Source organism: Psychrobacillus sp. FJAT-21963 (assembly GCF_001420585.1).
Taxonomy (GTDB): Bacteria; Bacillota; Bacilli; order Bacillales_A; family Planococcaceae; genus Psychrobacillus.
Map to the genome: position 1 here is coordinate 306,952 of NZ_LJIY01000001.1, position 20,873 is coordinate 327,824.

The following is a 20,873-nucleotide window of genomic DNA, read 5'->3' on the forward strand; positions in this document are numbered from 1 at the left end:
TTGGCCTCCTTATGCTTGTGAATCGAAGTATGTTTTGTCTTTTGAGGGACCACGTACTTCAGATTTCGAATAGTTTATTTGATCTGGTTTTGGGCGTAGCATATCCAATGTTAAATTAACAAATTGAAGTGATTGAAGTGTAAGTTTCTGGTTTAGGTCGTTTTGGTATTTTAGAGTCTCTAGCGTAAGAAGTAGTTTGTTTCTCGCTGCTCCTAATTGCTCTTTTTCTTCGTTAGTGTTGGTATTTTCTAAGACATGTGCAACAGTTGGGTTGTCAATCGGAGCAATTCCTTTTGCTCGAAGGTAATCCGTTACCTCTAATTGGCGCTGTTGTTCAAGCTGAGAAATGCCTGCTACGTGTGCCTGCTCGTCCTTGAGCAGTTGGTTTAGACTGTCCATGTCCCCAGTTTTAATTGCTTCTGTTTTTTTATATGCAATTTCTAGTAAACTTTTATGTAGCATTTCAAGTTTCGTTAGAGCTTGCAATATCTTTTCAATGGACATTCCTATTGTCTCCTTTTAGATACGGTAATAATTGAGGATGTTCGATGCAAGTTGTTTTGCATCTACTTTGTATGTCCCAGCATCTATTTGCGCTTTTATTGATTGAACGCGTTCTGCCTGTTCTACCTCTACAGGAGATTTAGTTTGCATGCTTTTCGCTACAGAAGAAATTTCTAATTGATCCGTAGATGCCTTGGAAGCATTTTGTACTTTTTCAGTTTGTTGTTGATTGCGTTTATATGGGTTTACTTGATTTAAACCAATGTTTGATATTTTCATAACTGTGTCCTCCCCTTTTCATTTACGAAGTATATATACCTTATTTCGGCTATAACAGGGATGTTTTTAGAGTCTTTTGTACGAAATAGCTTAACACCTATAGTTTAGGTATTAATAACTAATACCTTATTTCCTTTTGCCATCCATATGATAGGTACCACTGTCTTGATTTGCAACTTTTTCTCGAAATTCTTTTGCTGCATCAAATTGACGGAGTCCTGATTTAAGTTCTTCCGTACAGCTTTTGCATAGTTTTCCTTGATTCGTAATTCTACCACAATTGTCACATGGATACCCAAGGTTTGGGAACATGGCTGGTTGCAAACGATTTTTACGTACCCATTTGTGTAGAAGTGCTTCATCTACGCCAGTTGCCTCTACTATTCTGTCGATTGTTGCGGCACGGTTTTCGCGCTTACGCAAGAAGCGGTAAACTACCTCATATTGTTTTTCTTCATTCATTGCACAGTTGTTACATACTTCTCTAATTCCTGTATAGTTAAAAAATTCTCCGCAAGTTGGGCAATTTTTAAGTTCTCCCATGATGAATTCCCTCCAAGTTCAATTTTTACAAATTAGACAGTTTAACTCCCTTATTTGATTACTGTCTAGTCTTCAGGCGCCAGCCGCTCGAGGTCAAATGCTGTTTTGCTCCTGCGCAAAGCTCGTCGCAGAAAATCATTTCTGCGGTGGCTGAAGAACTGCCTCCTCGAAAATCGACATTTGCTCCTGCGCAAGCTCGTCGCACCAAAGGCGTGTGCTTGTAGCGGCTAAACAGGCGCCTTTCGCTTTTCTTTTTATATCGGCAGATTATCCCTTTATTAAAGTAATTGCTTCTATTTTACTTGCACCGGCTTCCTTCAAAACCTTTGCTGCATGATGCATCGTAGTACCGGTTGTGTAAATATCATCGAATAAAACATAGGTTTTCGCTTCTACCTTGCCAGTTACTTCGAAAAGGGGACTTGCCTCCAGTCTTTCCTTTTTTGATTTCTTTCCTTGTTCAGCTGTTTCAGTTTTAACAAGTAGGTGCTGAAATGGAAGCCCTGCACTAATCAATAGTTCGTCCACTTGAGCGAAGGTTCTTGTTAGTAGCTTATCTGGATGCATGGGGATTGGTACTACAATTCCTTCCCTTTTCTCGATTAAAAGACGAATCTCTTCAGCAAAAACACTAGCTAATGCAACATCTTGTAAAAATTTATACTGGTGCAAATAGCTTTTCATTGCTTCGTTGTATGAATAAAGAGCTGTCACTGAATTAAGTGCTCCCTTGTAGTGAGAATCTTCAAAATCAGAAAGGTCGAATTGGGTATCGGCTTTTTCAAATTTACTTAAACATCTTTTACAAGAAGTGGCTTCTATTTCATATAATAATAACTTCCTCCATGTAGGGGGTGATTGAAAGATGCTTCCACATAGTAAACAATTCATGCTTTATTCCACCTTTCGATTGACTCTTTTGCTTTGTCCATTTCATGTGTAATCCCATGATGGAAAAAGACAATGTCTCCATTAGGATATCGAAAAGAGCGACCGACTCTCCCACTTATTTGGATAAGTGCACTAGAAGTAAAGATTTGTTGCTCCGCTCCAACTACTGCTACATGTACATTTTCTATTGTTATGCCTCTTTCTAAAATAGTAGTTGTTAGTAGTCCGGGAATTTTCTTTTCTCTAAGTTGCATAACAATCTCTTTTCGCTCAGGATGTTCTGCATGAACTCTAGGTAAAACTCCTGGAAAGTTTTCGAGCATTTCAATTGTTGGTAGAAAGACAAGAAACGGAATATTATTTTTTGTTTTTTCTTCGATCCATTGTTGCAATTTAGTTGGAACTTTCCCCTTTTTCAATTGTCTTGCGTAGCCCCAGAGTCCGCTGAACCTTGGAACAGGTAAATTATGTCCATGATATCTTTTGGAAAGAATAGATTGGTTGGTAGTTTTCAAGGATTTGGTAGGAGTGGCTGTTACATAATGGATGGCTGCATTCTTTTTTGCCGCTTTTGTGACTGCTCGCCTTAGGGTTTCATCAGCATAATACGGAAAGGCATCTGCTTCATCTACAAACACAACATCGAATGCATTTTCAAAACGGTAAAGCTGATGGGTTGTTGCGAGTATTAAATCGGCAAACCCTTCTTGGTTGGGGGCTCCACCATATAATGCGTGGATTGTTGTTTTAGGGAAGACTTTTTGAAAGCGTGGGAATAATTCTAATATCACATCTGTACGAGGTGCTGCGACGCATACTCGTTTTCCTTCTTGTAAACTAGCAAATATAGATGGAAATAGTAGTTCTGTTTTACCTGCTCCGCAAACTGCATGTAATAAGTGGGATTGATTTTGACGGACACTTGCCAGGAGCTCTTCACTTGCCTTTTGTTGAAGGAATGTAAGTTGGCCGTTCCAGTCAAACACATGCTCGTTCGCGCCGCGTGCCTGCTCTTTACTCCACAGGAGTAACTCAGAACAACTACTCACCCGCCCCATCCGAATACAATGGCGGCAATAGATGCATTTTTTATTACAACGTGCACAATGAAATGTGTGAAATAAGTTTTGATTTGAGTTGTGGCATCTGTTACATACATAATTCTTTAATTGCCAAAACAAGAATTTGCTTTGGTTCATGTCGATGCCTGGTTTGAGGTGGATGTGGCCACTGTCGATGTGGGCATCGATGGCTTCGCTTGGAAATGGGGTGTGTTCGCGAAGCCATATGCGGCCAGTGAGAAATTGTTGTAATTGTTTGTTCATGGGCATCTTCCTAACTTTTTGGGCTAGTCAAATATCAAATGCGCCTTGGCGTATTTGCGCCAAGATTTTGAATGAAGCTAGCTTCATTAACTCCTTAACAAAATCTGTGGCATCCGCCTGGGGCTGTAAACTTATTTAAGTTTACACCATCCAAGACCCATCGAGCCCTCACCAAGGTGAGTTCCAATTACAGGTCCAAAGTAGCTGATTGTAAATTGAACGTTGGGCAGAAGTGCTTCTAACTCATTTTTCCAAGTGATGGCTTCTTGTTCGTTGTTTGCGTGGATAATAGTTGCTTGCAGTTTTGCATATTTGTTTGCGTCCTCTTGAAGCATGTCTGCAATACGTTTCATCGCTTTTTTGCGTGTGCGGACTTTTTCATAAGGCACGATGACTTTGTTTTCAAAGTGAAGAATTGGCTTCACTTGAAGAACAGAGCCTATAACACGTTCGAAACCGTTTAAGCGACCACCTCGATGAAGATGGTCGAGGTTGTCCACCATGAAGTACGCACGAGTTGTTTCTTTCATTACGTTTAGTTCTTTTAGAATTTCGTCTGGATGGACACCTGCTTGTGCCATCTCAGCAGCACGAAGAACATAAAAGCCTTGAACCATACAGGAAATTTCTGAGTCAAATGTGTACACTTCAATTTCTTCAACCATTTCACCAGCTTGCTTTGCTCCTGCAAGCGTACCACTGATACCGCTCGATAGATGGATGGAAATGACTGCGTCGTATTCTTTCGAAAGTTCTTCAAAGGTTTTAACAAATTCTCCGAGTGCTGGTTGCGACGTTTTGGGAAGCGCACGCTCGTTTCGGATTTTATCGTAAAACTCTATTGTATTAATGTCTATTTCTTCTCTATATGTTTCATTTCCGAAGACCACGCTAAGTGGAACCATGCGAATGTTGAGTTTATCGCGAATTTTTTTTGGGATATAGGCTGTGCTGTCCGTTACTACTACCGTTTTCATGTAAAAAATCACACTCCTATTATTTAGTGTACTGAATGTCAAGGGTAAATGAAAGCACAAAAATACCCTCGACATGATATTTGTCATATATCTAGTCAAGGGATTAATTATTTTTTGATAGGTCTAAGCCTTACTATTTGAAAACGTTTGACAGTCGAGGCGTGCAAGCAAGAGGCGTAAGCGAATAGAACTTAAGGTTCATGAGCTTACAACGAGTGCAAGCAACTAAGAATGCGAGCGTTTCTCAAAAGTATGAGGATGTATTATTCAGATGATTCACCTATAAAATAGACGCTTGTGACAAGCCATTTGCCATCTTCTTTTGCGAAAACTGTTACTTGACGACCATCACGATCAAGCTTTGCTCCAGTACTTGGTTGTGATAGTGCGATGTTAATGTTCGCAAATACTTGCGCTTGGGATTTATCGTATTTAATGATTGTCGTGTTTTCAGCTTTTCGAATCGTATCATACTCCGTGAATGTTTCTTGTACTACTGATTTTTCATCTGCATAGTTAAAACCTTCTGGATTTTTGGAAATGGTATTCATGTAGCGGTTAATATCTTCTACATTAAATGCTTCCATGTATTCATTGAATGCTTCGAGGATAGCGGTTTTTTCTTCTTCTGGGACATTTGTCGCTTCTTCTATATTCCCTCCGGCCATTTCAAAACCAACTTCTTCCGCTGCTTTATCTTTTGCACCGTGATCCGTTACCGATTGTGCATCCGTGGGCGCATTATTCGCAGAGCCACTATTTGTTGCTTCTTCCTCATTGCTATTGCATGCAGCTAGCGTGAACACGGTTGCTGCAAGTATAAGTGCGTGCATAAATTTCATCTAGTTCTCTCCTCCTGCTGAGGTTATTTTGTCATATCTAGGACGAAAACTCAATTAATTAGTTCCGTGAGAGATAGGTAGAAAATTATGGTAATGGTATGTATAGTATAGGTACATAGGAGGTGGTTCTTTGGAAAGACATTTAGCATTGTTAAAAAGATTGAGTGTTGATAGTGGAATGAAGGAATTTATTCGTAATGAAATTAGGAAAAAAGAAGCTGGAATAAGAGGTGAGGAACGACTCTTAAGGAAGCTTAAGGAGTTGAGATTACCTGGCCCATTTCGAATATTTTCTGATGTGGGATTGCATATAGATGATTGGAGGGTGCAAATCGATTGTCTGATTGTGACGGATAGTTGTTGTATCGTGTTAGAGTCTAAAAATATGAGTGGTAATTTAAATTTTGATATAGACACTGAGGAATTTTATAGAATAGAAGAAGAGAATATTGAAAAATCTTTTCCGAATCCATATTATCAATTAATGCGTAATATTCGTTTTATGAAAGAATTCTTAAACAGGTCGTTCCCTGAACTTAAAGTAACTGGAGCCATCGTCATGACATCAAAATCATGTCGAATCCGAAATAAGCCATCCCATTATCCTATATTTAAATTAGAAAGCATTATCGAAAAAATCATACACTTGAATAATAATTCCCCTTCCCTTCTGTTAGATTTTGATTCCATAGAAAAACTGATTCAAAAGAAACAATCCGCTTTTGTGTATTCACCCCTATGCGAGCATTATCATATTTCTCCAAACGACATAATTCCAGGAGTTGAGTGTCCCAGTTGTGGTGTTATTGGAATGGAGCGTATTTCTACAACCTGGACTTGTTTAGCCTGTAATAAAAATAATCGATATGCCCATATTTCCGCTGTAGAAGAATATTTTTGGCTAATCAAGAAAGAAATTACTAATAAAGATTTTCGCAAATTTTGTGGAGTTAAATCTATTCACTCTGCATCTCGGATGCTTAACAGTATGAATTTACAAGCATTTGGATCAGGTCCCGCAAGATATTTTATACGTAAAGATAGTTCATTAGCGATAAGTTAATATCGCTACATTAGTTGAGTTACTCGCTATATAGCCATGATTAGTCGCAACATCTACTCGCTTTCTCGCTACATTTTGATGCATTCGCGCAATATCTATGTTTTACGCTACATTGTTTGGATTATTCGCTATATAACCTTAATTAGTCGCAACATCTACTCGCTTACTCGCTACATTTTGATGCATTCACGCAATATCTATGTTTTACGCTACATTGTTTGGATTACTCGCTATATAACCTTAATTAGTCGCAACATCTACTCGCTTCCTCGCTATATTTTGGTCCATATGCGCAATATTTTTGTTATACGCAACATTAGCAACGTAACTCGCAATATATCCACTGTTATACGCAACATTTTTTTGCTTACTCGCTACATTCCCATGAATAGGAGCAATATTTTTCACGCAAATAAAAAAACCTCTCACTAATTCGCGAGAGGTTTCCCATTTTTTATTATCGTACTTCGACCCAACCGTTTTTGATGCCGGTTACTACTGCTTGGGTACGGTCGTTTACGTTCATTTTTTGTAGAATGCTGGATACGTGGTTTTTTACGGTTTTTTCAGAGATGAAAAGTGTTTCACCAATTGTACGGTTACTTTGTCCATCTGTTAACAGTTGTAGCACTTCGCATTCACGTTTCGTAAGTAAGTGGAATGGACGGCGAATTTCTGTTTGATGGAAGTTTCCTTTATTTTCACGTTCGCTTAGGCGACGGAATTCAGCAACTAGATTGCGAGTTACCTTTGGATGTAAATATGAACCGCCTTGTGCTACTACTTTGATAGCAGAGACAATTGCGTTAGCATCCATTTCTTTTAGCATGTAACCAAGAGCACCAGTTTTAAGCGCATGTGTTACATAAGATTCGTCGTCATGGATAGATAGCATTATAACTTTAGCTTCCGGATATTTTTCAAGTAATTCAGCAGTTGCATCAACACCATTTTTAGTTGGCATATTAATATCCATTAATACAACGTCTGGAATATGTTGTTCATATAAACGAAGAACGTCGCTACCGTCATCTCCTTCTGCAATTACGTCAAAAGAATCTTCAAAATCTAAAATACGCTTTACGCCTTCTCTAAAAAGTTGGTGGTCATCTATTATTATAATTTTTGTCATCGTCATTTCCTCCTATAAAAACACTGTAGTTATTATTCCTCATTTATCGGAATACTAAACAAAATGGTTGCTCCCTTTCCTGGAGATGATATTATTTTCATCGTTCCATCGAGTAAATCCACTCGCTCTCGCATACCAATTAATCCAAATGATTTTTCTTTTGCTTCATTTGGATCGAAGCCTTTTCCATTATCTTTGACGATAATATTTATTTTTTGTTTCAACCATTCTACTTTTACCCAAGCCTCTTTAAACTTTCCATGCTTAATACCGTTAGTTAAGGACTCTTGGATTAGTCGGAAAATGGCTACTTCAAAATTTGGTTGGAGACGTTGTTCTTCTCCATATGATTGAAAATGTATCATACACGTTGGATTGTATTCTTGAATTGTTGATATATACTTTTTAAGCGTAGGAACCAATCCTAAATCATCTAGTGCCATTGGGCGAAGATCATAAATTATTCGACGAACTTCTGAAAGTGCATTTCGAACCATATCTTTCAGTTCATTGATCTCTTTCATCGCTTCGTCTCCGCCACGCTGCTGATATGTAAGATTAATTAAATCTGTTCTAAGTAACACATTCGCAAGCATTTGGGCTGGACCGTCGTGTATTTCACGAGAAAGTCTTTTGCGCTCTTCCTCTTGTGCTTCGATAATTTTCAGGGTGAAATCTTGTTTGATTTTTGCGTTTTCAAGTGCAACTCCCACATCTTTTAAGTCAGAAGTTAAATAATTCATTACTATATTTACTTGATTGACTAGTTGATCCGCACGTTCGATCATTTCCAGTAAGCCCTGTAATCTGCGTTCTAATTCATCTCTTCTAAGACGAAGTTGTCTTTCCTCTGTTCTTTTTATCAGTAGGTTAATTTGAATCTCATTGGCAGTTTCATAAGCATTCCGAATTTGAGGTTCGTCGTACGTTTCAAAGTTTTTAGATACTTCTGCTAGGCGATTTCTAGCTAAACGTGATTTCGATTCTAGTAAATCCCCTTCAATAATAACGGTTTCAATGTTACCTCGAATTATTTCTAATTCAACTTTCATTTCTTCGAAGCTTTGACGACTCTGTTCGCTTATAATGAATATATCCTTTTTTGAATGATCCATTACTTCTACCATTCGATCGAAAATAACATCTAACGATTTTGTATCAAAATTCTTATTCGTCATCTGTTTTTCTCCTTTGTTTTTTGCAAATGAGTCTTCATTCATTACGGGTGACAAACCCTATTATAGCACTAAGTGACTAAAAATAAATTAAAATTAGTTTACAACTATATTTCAAATTACTCAAGGAGGACCCAAAAAACATGAGAAATGATTATCATACAGTCAAAGGCTATGGGGAAAGTGAGATTATCATCCAAAAATCACGCTTCCTTACTTATGTGAATCGAGCTGAGACTGAGGAGGAAGCGCAAGATTTTATTAATTCTATCAAAGTAAAGCATAAAGATGCTACTCATAACTGTTCTGCTTATATTATTGGGGAACACGATAACATCCAAAAAGCCAATGATGATGGGGAACCTAGTGGAACTGCAGGGGTGCCAATGCTTGAAGTTCTAAAGAAGCAAGGTATTAAGGATACTGTCGTAGTTGTTACTCGGTATTTCGGTGGTATTAAACTAGGTGGCGGCGGTCTTATTCGAGCATATGGAAAAGCTACTACAGAAGGAGTTACAGCAGCAAAAGTGGTAGAGCGTAAGCTACATCATCTGATGAAAGTATCAATTGACTACAATTGGTTAGGTAAAGTCGAAAATGAAGTGCGCAATTCAGAATATCCTTTAAAAGATATTAACTATGCAGATTCTGTAGAAGTCCATGTGTATGTAAAAGCAGAGGATGAATCCAATTTCTCTGATTGGATGACTGAAATGACAAATGGACAATGTAAAATAGAAATTGTCGAAAAAGAATTTTTGGAATTTGAAGTAAATTGATTTATACTTTTTACTAAGGGCGGTGGAAATATGAAGAAATTGATTTTTTTACTAATGTTCTTAATTAGTTTAAGTATAGCTCCAATCTCTACTAATGCGGCAAATTGTCCAGGGGTTGTGTATTGGGACGGTGTCGAGCTAAAAGCTGGTCAAATAGGCAGAGTCATCATTCAAAAACCTACTACTATTTATAAAAATAATAATGGAGTTTTCGAAGCTTCACGAAAAGTAAAAAAGGGAGAAGTTTTTCGAATTTATGCAAATAAAGGATCTTATTATCACCTAGGTGGCGGCCTAGTTATCAAAAACGATGCCACTATTTTGTATCAAACACCATCAAAAGAAAAATTGAGATTACTTAATTGCAAGCAAACTACTCCTACTTCTATGGTCATTGGTGACAGTATTACTTCTGTAACTTCTAAATTAGGAGGCGCAAAGAAATCGATAACCAATGAATTTGATGCATCAACGTCTATTTATCACAAAAACTATAATAACTTCTATGCAATTAGTTATTTAAATAATAAAATTGCTTCACTTTATACAAAAGACAAAAACTATCAATTTAATGGTATTTCAATAGCTAGTACTGTTAGTCAACTAGAAAGCAAATTAGGAAAAGCATACGAAACAACTGGTAACACCTATCCAATTGAAATTATTACATATGATTTTCCTAAATATGAAGCCAATTTTTTTATTGATGTGCATAATGACAATAAGATCTCTGCAATCTACTTAATAGATCGTCAGTTAATAAAGCGAAACGCAAATCTCTATCCAAAAAAATCTAGTACACTAGAAAAAAGTTATGAGACACTCTTATACGAAATAACGAATGCTGAAAGAAAGGCAAAAGGCGTTTCAATACTACAATATTCTACCGATATTTCGAATGTTGCTCGTGGCCACAGTGTTGATATGGGTAAACATGATTATTTTAACCATGATAACTTAAATGGGGAATCGCCTTTTGACAGGCTAGCAAATGGTGGAATTCTATTTAGAAATGCAGGAGAAAATATTGCAATGGGATACACGAACCCATACTTTGCACATGAAGCATTGATGAATTCATTAGGTCATCGTAAAAATATCGTCAGTACTAACTATACGCAACATGGCGTAGGAGTGTTTTTTGCAGAGTGGACGTACGGATCGATACCTTACTATACGGAAAATTTTATTAAACCTTGATAGGAAGCTGTCTCTTTCGGAGGCAGCTTTTTTGTTTGTCGCTTTCAGGTGATGATTGGTCGCTTTAGACGATGCATTTGTCGCTTTCCATGCATTGTTTGTCCCTTCCACTTGTTGAATGGTCTCGTTCAGCCATTAAGTGTTATTTTGTTGTAATTAATTCCAGTCGATAGACAAAAACTAATATTAGTCTCAGATCAGAGTAAATTAGGCTCGGTTTCATGAAAAGTAATCTCGATTTCAATGCGGTTACTCTCGTTTAAGTTTTTTTAACAATATAAAAAGGTGACCAATCTATTGGTCACCTGATTACTTAGTATTTTTCTATTGTTACGCCTTGATAATAGTGTTTTAGGATACGATCGTATGTCCAGCCTGCTTCTGCACGGGCTTTCGCACCATATTGGCTCATGCCGATTCGGTGGCCGTAGCCTTTTCCGTTTACAGTAACAGATTGGATTCCAGAGGTTGTCGCTGTTGTAGAGACAATTCCTTCATTCGTTTGAACCCCAACTGGACCACTTGAAATCGTTACTGTTCCTGTTGTAGTTTGTACAGACATACCGTTTAATGATGTTACTGCTGAAGAACCGTTAGCTCCTTGCACAGCAATATCAGTACCTCCGGTTGGTTTAGTAAATGAAATATCAAACCAATTGGATTTTAAAGATGCATTATTTGCATCTAAAAATACGTTACGCATTACTGTTTCATTACCTTCAATTGTTTTTTCACCAGCGGAAGTCACAGCAGTTACAGCGGAAACTTCTCCGTTGGATCCTGTTTTAGCAAGCTTCACATCTAGTAATTGATCAGTAGAAGGATTAAATCCAAATTTCTTAAGAATATTCGATGCTGGTATACTTACAGACCAATTACTATATGGAGATTTTTCAATTGAATCATCTACCGATACAAAGTGCGGTACTTGTGTTGAATTCCATACTTCACCGATATTCGCTGTTCTACCACCGCTTGTAGAGTAAAAATATGCCTGTACTAGTTTACCACCTGATTTAATAACCAATCCGTTAGTTGCTTCAACAGCAGCATTTGTATTTTTATGCTCAGAGGTATATCCTTTGTACATTTGGTCTTTAGTTGTACTACTTAAAATACCAGACTTACTTAATGAGTAACTTCTCGCTGCTACTGATTGAGCTTTTAGGGCTTCGATATGCCATAATGCGGGTGATTCATTTGGAATAACACCTTTTAAATAATTCTCTAAATCAAGTCTATTTGCAATTTGTACATTTGCACCTGATTTAACAACATTAAAACTACCACGGTATTGTGTACCATTAGGCGTCTTACCAAGTGGTTGATTTACGACAGATCCTACAGTTGCATTAGTCGAAGGAATCCAGGAAGAAACACCTTGATCATCTCTAATGGAGTACCATAGCTCTCCATTTGCATTTGTAAATTCGTTTACTACATATGCACCTTGGAAAGGTTTATACGCTTTTACTACCTCATAATCTGCAGTAGCACCTTTTCTACCTTCTACATCGGCTGTAAACACAACCATCTTTTCATTGCCCAATAAAGCATGTAAAGCAAATCCATTCGCTGAATACATGGATGATCCAACTTGATAAATGGAAACTTCCCCATTTACTTGAGAAAAAGTAATAGGTGTATTAGGTAGAGCGTAAAACATTTCGTTCGTTGTTAAATTTTGTAGTTTATAAATTCCTGTCAAATTGAGCGAAGTGGAAGATGCATTATGCACTTCTACACGCACTTGCTTAGAATAGCTTTCTTGTGTATACGCGAATGCCGTATTAGATGTAGCTAATGTAAGTAAAGCGATAGATAAAACGGTCAATCCCTTTTTGAACATCTTACTTCACCTCAGTTAGCGTACTTAGCACCCAACCTTTATTACCTTTTGCGGTTTGCACATTGTACCAAGTTTCACCAGAAGCATTTTTGAAAGAGCCTAAATATTTTAATGATGTACCTTTTGCAACTAGTTCGATAGATGCGTAATTTGTAGTTGCACCTTTTCTTACATTCACAGCTTGTTTAGTTATTACATTTGTGGGTATATAATCAGTAGGCTTTGTTGTTGAAACGTCACCTGAGAATACCCAGCCTTTTACAGTAGCTGAAATTTCAACACGATACCATACTCCAGAAGCAGATTTGTGTTGGTCAATAACTGTTAATCCTTTATTTGCTCCAAAAGTAGCTAAAACTTTATAGTCACGACTTGCTCCGCTATGCATTTTTACACTATTAGTAGTTGTATAGACTACTGATGGTAAATCACCAGGTACTGTAGGAGTCGTCGGTGGTGTCACTACGCCTCCACCTTCTGCAACCGCTTTTTGTAATTGTTCGATTAAAACTTTTTGTTCTGCAACTTGTTTTTCAAGTGATGTTACTTTTGTTTGTATTGGATTTAACTGTGTTTGTACCCATTCAACTGAAGCTAACAATAAGTTAGAGTCCGCTTTTGTTGATGTTGGAATATTGATGGAGATAAGTAAGCTTAAACCAAGTACTGCACCAATAGTTGCTAAAAATTTCTTTTTCATTTTTACCTTCCTCTCAATTACTGATTAAAATAGTTTTCTAATCCTTTACGGATTCCGATTGCCGCATTTTTTTGAAACTTAGCTGTTTTTAATTGTGCTTCTTCAGTTGGATTAGAGATAAATGCTAACTCTACTAAAACGGAAGGTAACTCATTCATACGATTTACATAGAAGGATTCTTGTTTTACCCCTCTATTATATGTTCCGATAGCTTTTACAAGATCGGCTTGAACACTTTTTGCAAGTGTATAACTTTTTGGTCCATTAAAGTTTACTGAAGCGTTGTAATATGTCGTTGTTCCTTTAGAAGTAGCAGCAAAAGCATCTGCATGAATACTAATAAAAGCATCATAATCAGATTTATTAGCAATATCAGTACGTTGTTTCAACTCTAGGAAAACATCCGTACTTCTTGTGAGTACAACTTCAGCACCTGCTGCCTCTAATTCAGCTTTTAAAGCTTTTGCTGTTGCCAATGTAACATCTTTTTCTTTTGTCTTATTCGGACCTACAGCACCAGGATCTTTAGCGCCATGTCCAGCGTCTAAAATAATTTTCTTCCCAGCTAGTCCTTTAGGAACTACTTTAATCGTTAGTTCTTTATCATAGTCACGGATTGTGTAAGTATAATTAGGGTTGAAGGTAATTGTTAATACTGATGTACCTCCAGAAACCTTTTCTACTTTCATACTGTCAACGCCAGTAACCTTCGATTTTATCTCATTAATTTGTGATAGATTACCAGATACCTTTAAAACATTTTTAGATGGAATTGAATAAGAAATATTAAATTTAGATGGTTTGGACCATACAAGATAGTTTTGACCATTGCGTACTTCTGTTCGTCCATTTGTCAAAGAAATTGGAGATGCATCTGATAAAACCGACGCTTGAATCCAACCACGTTTTTGGTTTTGTGTTTCAATATTTACCCAGCCATTTAATGTGCGTAATACGCGAACAGGTGAGCTTAAATAAATAGTATCAACCTTTTTCGCAGTAGCACTTGCACCATTATAAACTGTAGATGTTTTAGTGCCGTATTTTGTAGGGATGTTTACATTTACTTCAAAATCTGGGATCCATCCTACTTGTCCATTTGCTGTACTTATCTGAAGCCAAACAGTGCCATCAGTCACTTTCTGACTTAGGATTGTGAAGGATGTGTTTTTGGCTAATCCTACGATGACTTTAGAATTGAAAGTGCTATCTGCATAAACTAGGGCATTATAACGCTGAATTACCCCACTGTCTCCATAATCCGGTACATCAACAGATGAGTCTTCTAAAGTAATAACAGATTGATGTAACCATGCATCACCACTAGTAGTACTTACTTTAAACCACTTTTCACCTGCAGCATCCACAGCATATTCCGGTGAAAGGAATGAGTCATTCATTTTTGATTGTGTAACAACTTCAAAGTTTAATCCTGGACCTGAACGCATATTTGCAACCGCAACGGAGACTTTCAAATGCGTGTCTTCTATTACATGTTCATTTCCATCCACTGGTGGAGTTTCATCTTCTCCTGGAGTTGATGAAACACTTTCAAATGCAGATGCTGAAATCCATCCTTTTTTACCTGCTGCATATGTTACTTGATACCATTTTTCTTTTGCTGCATTTGTAAACTCTTGATGTATAGGTAATTTAGTTCCTACATTTATCGTAGCAACTGTTTTATAGCTATTTGTAGCACCAGAATGGACAGTAGATTTTCTAAGAACTGTTTTATTTGCAATAGATGTATCTTCAAAAGCAGATGAGCTGATCCAACCTTTTTTCCCTGGAGCATAAGTTACCTGCATCCATTTTTCCTTGTAAGCATTTGTGAACTCTTCGTGGATCACTAATGTCGTTCCTGGTTTCGCAGTAGAGACAACCGTATAATTTTTAGTTGCTCCTTTATGAATTGTCGTTTGATTAACAACTTTTTTCGAAGTAGCAGTTTGTCCCGCAGTTGCTTTCAAAGCAAATAAATCAGATGTTACCCAACCTTTTTTACCTTTATATTCTACATTGAACCAAACTTCTTTATTCGCATTCGTGAATGCATTAAGTATCTTCAATGAAGTGCCTGCTGGAATAGTTTCAACTACTTTATAAGATGTAGTTGCACCACTTCTCATATTAGAAGCACTTTTACCGATAACTTGAGTTGTTCCTACATAACTAGTTCCATTAATGATTGAACTACTTTTTACTGCAGTCGTTGGAGCTTGTCCAGCTGCAGTATTCAACGAAAATAAATCGGACTTCACCCAACCTTTTTTACCTTCAAATTCAACATTGAACCAAACTTCCTTTTGAGCATTCGTGAAAGAATCTAATACTTCTAATGAAGTTCCTGTTGGAATCGTAGCAACTACATTATAAGAAGTTGTGGCACCGCTTCTCATTTCCGAAGCACTATTACCAATAACTTGAGTTGTTCCTACAAAGTCCGACTCAGTAGTCGTTTCTACTTGTAAATAGTCACTAATAATCCAACCTTCTGTAGAATTAAAAGAAACTTTGTACCATATCTCGCCTTTACTATTTTTTTCAGTTGCAAGAATGGAAACAATTTGGTCAGTATTTACTTTCGTAATACTATTAAACTCGGTTCCTGCTCCAATTCTAATATTGACATTATCTTCAGTAAGTATTGCTTTTTTCCCGATAAGTTGATTAGATGCGACAATTTCATTCGAAGCAGCATATGTGGAGAGTGGAGTGCTCACGAGAACATTCATTGGCAAAAGGACAGAAGTTGCTAAAACAGAAGATGCAATTACTTTTTTCATTTGTTCCTCCTTGAAACGTGTATTTCTTCCATTTTAATAGACAAAATTAGATAAAACAATCCAACGAATGTAATTAAAACCATTGTAACAAGACTGTAATATAACTTTAGGTAATAAAAATTACCTAAATAATGGTTGTTTAAGACCTATTTGCTAAAAAATAATAAAAAATTGGCGAATAATGTCATGTTCATAATGAAGAGTAAAGTGGCATAAACAAAGCCCACAAAAAGGTTTTTCAACTTTCTTATAAATAAGTTCCTTCACTAAAACGACTGGGTGTTTTTGAAGAAAGATTGGTAGTATAAACTTGTATTCTAGCTGCTATTTTTGGATTCTATTAGAACTGATAAGATTACACTTATCCAACATAAGGATTTCATTTTTATTACAAGACGTATCGTATGATGTATAAACAAGGCGTCCTACAAGTGGTAGTCGCTGCGTTTTAGAAGAGGTACAATGATCGGCTAAAAGCACCCATAATTGCCCCAATCCAGTAACAGATTTTCCCTTTATTTATTAAGGATGGATTTTGATTGGAAGCAATAGCGAGGCGCCTTACAAGTGGTACCCGAAGCGATAAGACCGGCAGTGCTCTTCTGCCCGGCTTTTTGCGGGAGGCATCCACATTGCGCCGAAGTGTGTTAGTAGAAGTACCAGCTCTTATGGTTGCTTGCATTTATATTGATTGCCCTTATCCAACATCATGTTCTCTTTTTATAATGAAGAATACCTATTGATAGGAAGCAATAGCGAGGCGCCTTCCAAGTGGTAGCCGAAGCGATAAGACTGGCAGTGCTCTTCTGCTTGGCTTATCGCGGGAGGCATCCACATTGCGCCGAAGTGAAGAAGTAGGAGTTACTTACATAAGTCGCTTTAATAGAGGAAGTTATTGTGTTTAAAATGTTATTCTGTTGTTCATATATAATTGGTTGCTTTAAGCACACAATTGATTACCCTTATCCAACATCATGTTTCTCTTTTTATAATAAAGAATTGCTTTTGATAGGTAGCAACAGCGAGGCGCCTTCCAAGCGGTAGCCAAAGCGATAAGACTGGCAGTGCTCTTCTGCCCGGCTTATCGCGGGAGGCATCCACAAAGCGCCGAAGCGTTTTAGTAGAAGTACCGGTATTATGGTTGCTTTAAGAACAAAATTGATTACCCTTATCCAACTTCATGTTCTCTTTTTATAAAAAAGAATTGCTTTTAATAGGAAAAATAGCGAGGCGCCTTCCAAGTGGTAGCCGAAGCGATAAGACTGGCAGTGCTCTTCTGCCCGGCTTATCGCGGGAAACATCCACATTGCGCCGAGGCTTTTTAGTAGAAGTACCGGTTCTTATGGTTGCTTTCATATATAAATGGTCGCTTTAAGCCTACAATTGATTGCCCTTTTCTAACATTTTTATTATTTATAATTGCTTTGATAGGAATCAACAGCGAGCTACGTCTTCCCAGTGGTAGTCGAAGCGTGTTAGTGGGAATTTCACGTTTAGTAAATATTAATAAAACATATTATTCTACAACAAAAAAACGAGTGGTCATTGCGACCACTCGTTTCATTTGCCTATTGATAAATCATTTACTTGCGTTGTTTTATTATTTGTTTCACTTGATGCATTTTGTCCGAAGTCATCTAAATTAAGTTTGAGTTGATTTTTTACCTCTTCCAATGAGTCTTCTCTTGGAATGAAATAATAATACCCACTACTTGTATCGTTATCGCCTTCAATTTGTAACTGCTCAATTGGAGAAGACTTAATCTTTTGATACATTTTAATTAGACTGAAGTATTCAGAAGTTGGAATGTTCGTCTTTACATTGTTTCCTACATCACCGATCATGTCGTCAATTTTTGTAATATTACTTATGCTTGTGCCTTTGTTAATGATCTCTTCGATGACCTGCTTCTGACGAAGATTACGTCCCATATCACCTTGAGGATCTTTTTTACGCATACGTACATAAGCAAGCGCTTCATTTCCATTTAAATACATTGGACCTTCTGTGTACGTCTTCCATTTTAAACTACCTGTAAGCTGAGCCTTAAATGTAAATGGAACCTCTACATCTACTCCCCCTACAGTATCAACGATGTCTTCAAACCCCTGGAAGTCGGTTGAAACATAATAATCAATAGGAATATCAAGCAATTCTTCTACTGTATTAACAGTATAGTTTATACCACCATTCGCATACGAATGATTTATTTTATCTTTGTAGCCGAGATCCGGGATATAAACTTTCATATCTCGAGGAAGGCTTACCATAGATATTTTTTCAGTCTTTGGATTGATGGTTGCCACGATGAGTACATCTGCTCGACCATATTTTGCTTCTTCTTGATTTTCAATCCCTGCTAATAAAATTGTAAATGCGGAGTCTTCAGCTTTCGCATTTTCAAATTTCTTTGTTGTATCATCTTTTGCTTCTTTTTCACTATCAAGAGGTTCATACATTTTAGAGGTTGCATTTTTTGTCTCAAGAGATAAATTAATAGCAAAAACGATGACAGACGACAACAATAGCATACAAACGGTTAATACTGTATATAAAACTTTTCTTTTGGTCTTTGATTTACGTTTTGTTCGACGTGAAGTAGCCATTTTCTTTCCCTACTTTACTTATAAAATATAATCTAACCAATTATACATAAATTTCATCGTCATGTATATTGAAAAGACTATTACTATTTAGTAAGGTTGTGCAAAAGATCTTTGACAATAGATGACCAGCTATATTCATTAATTGCTAGTTTCCGACCATTCTCCTGCATTTCCCTTCTTTCTTCTTCTTTTAATTCGACAAACTCAAACATCGTAGTAGCAATAGAATCGACGTTTTCAGGCATAGCAACTAAACCAATACCATTTTTTGATACAATTTCTGCACTTTCCCCTTTACCACAATACAGAACAGGTACACCTGAAGAAGCCGCTGGGAAAATTTTAGACGGGCGAGCACCTTCAAATAACTCTAAATCCCGTAATGGAACTATACTAACGTCTGTAACAGAAAATAGTTTTGGCATTTCTTTTAAAGGAAGATGTCCTAAAAATGTCATATTCAAAAGACCAAGTTCTTCTTTAAGCTGATGTAGTTTTTCTTCCTCAGGTCCAGCACCTGCAATTAAGAAATGTACGTCTGGAGCAATATTCTGCATTTTTTTAGCAGCATGTAAAATAAACTCCAAACCTTGTGCATATCCTAAGTTTCCACCATAAGAAAATACAAATTTATCTTGTAAATTAAACTTTTCAACATATTCCGGATTTCTTTCTGCAGGTTGAAAGAAATTTGTATTTACGCCATTTGGTAATACAAATACTTTGTCCGAAGGCTGTGAATGATTCATAATATACGATCTAATACCATCAGTTGCTGTTGCTATTTTCCAGGAATGTTTATAAAGGAAGGATTCTAAAATCTCCGCAAGTTTGATAAAAAACTTGTTTTTAACGAGTCCTAGCTTCACTGCTGATTCTGGCCAAACATCTGCCACATTAAATACAAACTTCGCACCTTTTAGTTTCGCACTCAATAAACCAGTCAATCCTAAAAAGATGGGAGGAGAGTTTACTATGATGACATCTACTTTTCCAGCTTTCATTAAACCGTAAAATGAGCTAAATGTAAATGAAAAATAAGAAACTAAGCGCTTCCAAAAAGTTCCCTTTTTAGATGGATAAATCCATGTACGATGTACTGGAATACCGTCCCATTTTTCAAATTCATATTTTTTTCCCTTATATTCATCCGGAATTATACCGTGTGGATGATGAGGAAAAGCAGTCACTACTTGGATATCATGCCCTTGAGCTAGCAGTTCTTTACTTACCTCATATACACGGATTTGCGGAGCACCTGTTTCAGGTGGAAAGTGTTGACACAAATATACAATACGCATAGCTATCACCGTTTTATTCTTTCAATTTATTCTTCAAATAAGCAAGTAACGGTTCTTTTAAATCGTCACGCTTCAATGCAAAGTCAAATGTTGCTTGTAAAAATCCAAATTTATCTCCAACGTCATATCGTTTTCCTTCGAATATGTAAGAGTAAATAGATTCTTTTCTTAGTAATGAATCAATTGCATCAGTTAACTGAATTTCACCTTTTGCATCTGGTTGTACTTTTTCCAACTCTTCAAAAATACCTGGTGTTAAAATATAGCGTCCAACGATTGCTTGGTTGGATGGTGCATTTTCGATAGCAGGTTTTTCAACTAATCGTTTAACTGAAAATAAATCGTTTTCTGCTTCACTGTAGTCTACAATTCCGTACTTATTAACATCTTCTGTCGGCACTTCATTAACACCAAGAATACTGCTTTCCACCTGTTCATACTTATTAATCATTTGTTTTAATGCAGGAACTTCTGCATCAATAATGTCATCTGGAAGTAAAACAGCAAATGGTTCATTACCGATAAACTTTTTCGTGCACAGAATAGCATGTCCTAATCCAAGTGGCTCTTTTTGACGCATATAATGTATGTCCACTAAGTTAGAAATGTTTTCTACTGTTTCAAGTAACTCTAGTTTACCTGTTTTTTTCAAAAGCAATTCCAATTCAATCGATTTATCAAAATGATCTTCCATCGATTTTTTATTGCGACCGGTCACAATAATAATATCTTCAATTCCAGAAGCGATTGCTTCTTCAATAATATATTGTAAATTTGGTTTATCTACAATTGGTAGCATTTCTTTTGGCAATGCTTTTGTTGCAGGAAGGAAACGAGTTCCAAATCCTGCTGCAGGAATAACCGCTTTTTTAATCATGTTCATTCCCCTTTTCATTTATCAGTCAGTATTGAATCAC

General features: G+C 36.8%; 19 protein-coding genes. 3 read left to right on the top strand and 16 right to left on the bottom strand.

Annotation, left to right across the window (positions count from 1 at the left end; all coding sequences use genetic code 11):
* Positions 1-9: 9 nt before the first annotated feature.
* From AN959_RS01460 to AN959_RS01490, 7 genes are all read right to left on the bottom strand, one after another.
* The gene (locus AN959_RS01460) at positions 10-504 is read right to left on the bottom strand and encodes a flagellar protein FlgN (RefSeq protein WP_056827671.1); all 495 of its coding nucleotides are present in this window, start codon (positions 502-504) and stop codon (positions 10-12) included.
* 15 nt (positions 505-519) lie between these two features.
* Positions 520-783 carry a flagellar biosynthesis anti-sigma factor FlgM gene (flgM, locus tag AN959_RS01465; RefSeq protein ID WP_056827673.1) on the bottom strand — a complete coding sequence of 88 codons (264 nt, stop codon included), beginning with the start codon at positions 781-783 and terminating at the stop codon, positions 520-522.
* 126 nt (positions 784-909) lie between these two features.
* The gene (locus AN959_RS01470; RefSeq protein ID WP_056827675.1) at positions 910-1,326 is read right to left on the bottom strand and encodes a TIGR03826 family flagellar region protein; all 417 of its coding nucleotides are present in this window, start codon (positions 1,324-1,326) and stop codon (positions 910-912) included.
* A 267-nt stretch (positions 1,327-1,593) separates the two neighbouring features.
* Positions 1,594-2,217, bottom strand: a complete 624-nt coding sequence (locus AN959_RS01475) for a ComF family protein (protein WP_082460704.1) — start codon at positions 2,215-2,217, stop codon at positions 1,594-1,596.
* On the bottom strand, positions 2,214-3,266 hold the full coding sequence (locus tag AN959_RS01480) for a DEAD/DEAH box helicase (RefSeq protein ID WP_371256456.1): 1,053 nt from the start codon (positions 3,264-3,266) through the stop codon (positions 2,214-2,216). Before AN959_RS01480 ends, AN959_RS01475 begins: the two co-directional genes overlap by 4 nt.
* A 407-nt stretch (positions 3,267-3,673) precedes the next feature.
* Complete coding sequence (locus AN959_RS01485) at positions 3,674-4,519, bottom strand: DegV family protein (RefSeq protein ID WP_056827679.1); 846 nt, start codon at positions 4,517-4,519, stop codon at positions 3,674-3,676.
* A gap of 263 nt (positions 4,520-4,782) precedes the next feature.
* On the bottom strand, positions 4,783-5,361 hold the full coding sequence (locus tag AN959_RS01490) for a nuclear transport factor 2 family protein (RefSeq protein WP_056827681.1): 579 nt from the start codon (positions 5,359-5,361) through the stop codon (positions 4,783-4,785).
* Positions 5,362-5,491: 130 nt separating this feature from the next.
* On the opposite strand from AN959_RS01490, the gene AN959_RS01495 reads away from it, so the two are divergent.
* Positions 5,492-6,424, top strand: coding sequence for a nuclease-related domain-containing protein (locus AN959_RS01495; RefSeq protein ID WP_056827683.1), 933 nt, complete (start codon positions 5,492-5,494; stop codon positions 6,422-6,424).
* Between the two features lie 240 nt (positions 6,425-6,664).
* Here AN959_RS01495 and AN959_RS20880 read toward each other — a convergent pair whose 3' ends face one another.
* From AN959_RS20880 to AN959_RS01505, 3 genes are read right to left on the bottom strand one after another with little or no spacing between them, the layout of a single operon-like run.
* Positions 6,665-6,832, bottom strand: a complete 168-nt coding sequence (locus AN959_RS20880; RefSeq protein WP_156350705.1) for a hypothetical protein — start codon at positions 6,830-6,832, stop codon at positions 6,665-6,667.
* Between the two features lie 49 nt (positions 6,833-6,881).
* A complete protein-coding gene (locus AN959_RS01500; RefSeq protein WP_053590324.1) occupies positions 6,882-7,556 on the bottom strand; it encodes a response regulator transcription factor in 675 nt (224 codons plus the stop codon).
* 32 nt (positions 7,557-7,588) lie between these two features.
* Positions 7,589-8,734, bottom strand: a complete 1,146-nt coding sequence (locus AN959_RS01505; RefSeq protein WP_056827685.1) for a sensor histidine kinase — start codon at positions 8,732-8,734, stop codon at positions 7,589-7,591.
* Positions 8,735-8,874: 140 nt separating this feature from the next.
* Between AN959_RS01505 and AN959_RS01510 the strand changes: the two genes are divergently transcribed.
* On the top strand, positions 8,875-9,510 hold the full coding sequence (locus tag AN959_RS01510) for a YigZ family protein (RefSeq protein ID WP_056827687.1): 636 nt from the start codon (positions 8,875-8,877) through the stop codon (positions 9,508-9,510).
* Positions 9,511-9,540: 30 nt separating this feature from the next.
* Complete coding sequence (locus tag AN959_RS01515) at positions 9,541-10,710, top strand: CAP domain-containing protein (RefSeq protein ID WP_056827689.1); 1,170 nt, start codon at positions 9,541-9,543, stop codon at positions 10,708-10,710.
* A gap of 313 nt (positions 10,711-11,023) precedes the next feature.
* Here the strand turns inward: AN959_RS01515 and AN959_RS01520 are convergent, their stop codons facing one another.
* From AN959_RS01520 to galU, 6 genes are all read right to left on the bottom strand, one after another.
* A complete protein-coding gene (locus AN959_RS01520; protein WP_056827691.1) occupies positions 11,024-12,559 on the bottom strand; it encodes a SpoIID/LytB domain-containing protein in 1,536 nt (511 codons plus the stop codon).
* A 1-nt stretch (position 12,560) separates the two neighbouring features.
* A complete protein-coding gene (locus AN959_RS01525; protein WP_056827693.1) occupies positions 12,561-13,259 on the bottom strand; it encodes an SH3 domain-containing protein in 699 nt (232 codons plus the stop codon).
* A 17-nt stretch (positions 13,260-13,276) separates the two neighbouring features.
* A complete protein-coding gene (locus tag AN959_RS01530) occupies positions 13,277-16,048 on the bottom strand; it encodes an SH3 domain-containing protein (RefSeq protein WP_056827694.1) in 2,772 nt (923 codons plus the stop codon).
* Positions 16,049-17,608: 1,560 nt separating this feature from the next.
* Positions 17,609-18,655, bottom strand: coding sequence for an LCP family protein (locus tag AN959_RS01535; protein ID WP_056827696.1), 1,047 nt, complete (start codon positions 18,653-18,655; stop codon positions 17,609-17,611).
* 83 nt (positions 18,656-18,738) lie between these two features.
* Positions 18,739-19,956, bottom strand: coding sequence for a glycosyltransferase family 4 protein (locus AN959_RS01540; RefSeq protein ID WP_056827698.1), 1,218 nt, complete (start codon positions 19,954-19,956; stop codon positions 18,739-18,741).
* A 13-nt stretch (positions 19,957-19,969) separates the two neighbouring features.
* Entirely contained in the window at positions 19,970-20,833 is an 864-nt protein-coding gene (gene galU / locus AN959_RS01545; protein ID WP_056827700.1) for a UTP--glucose-1-phosphate uridylyltransferase GalU, read from the bottom strand.
* Positions 20,834-20,873: the final 40 nt, after the last annotated feature.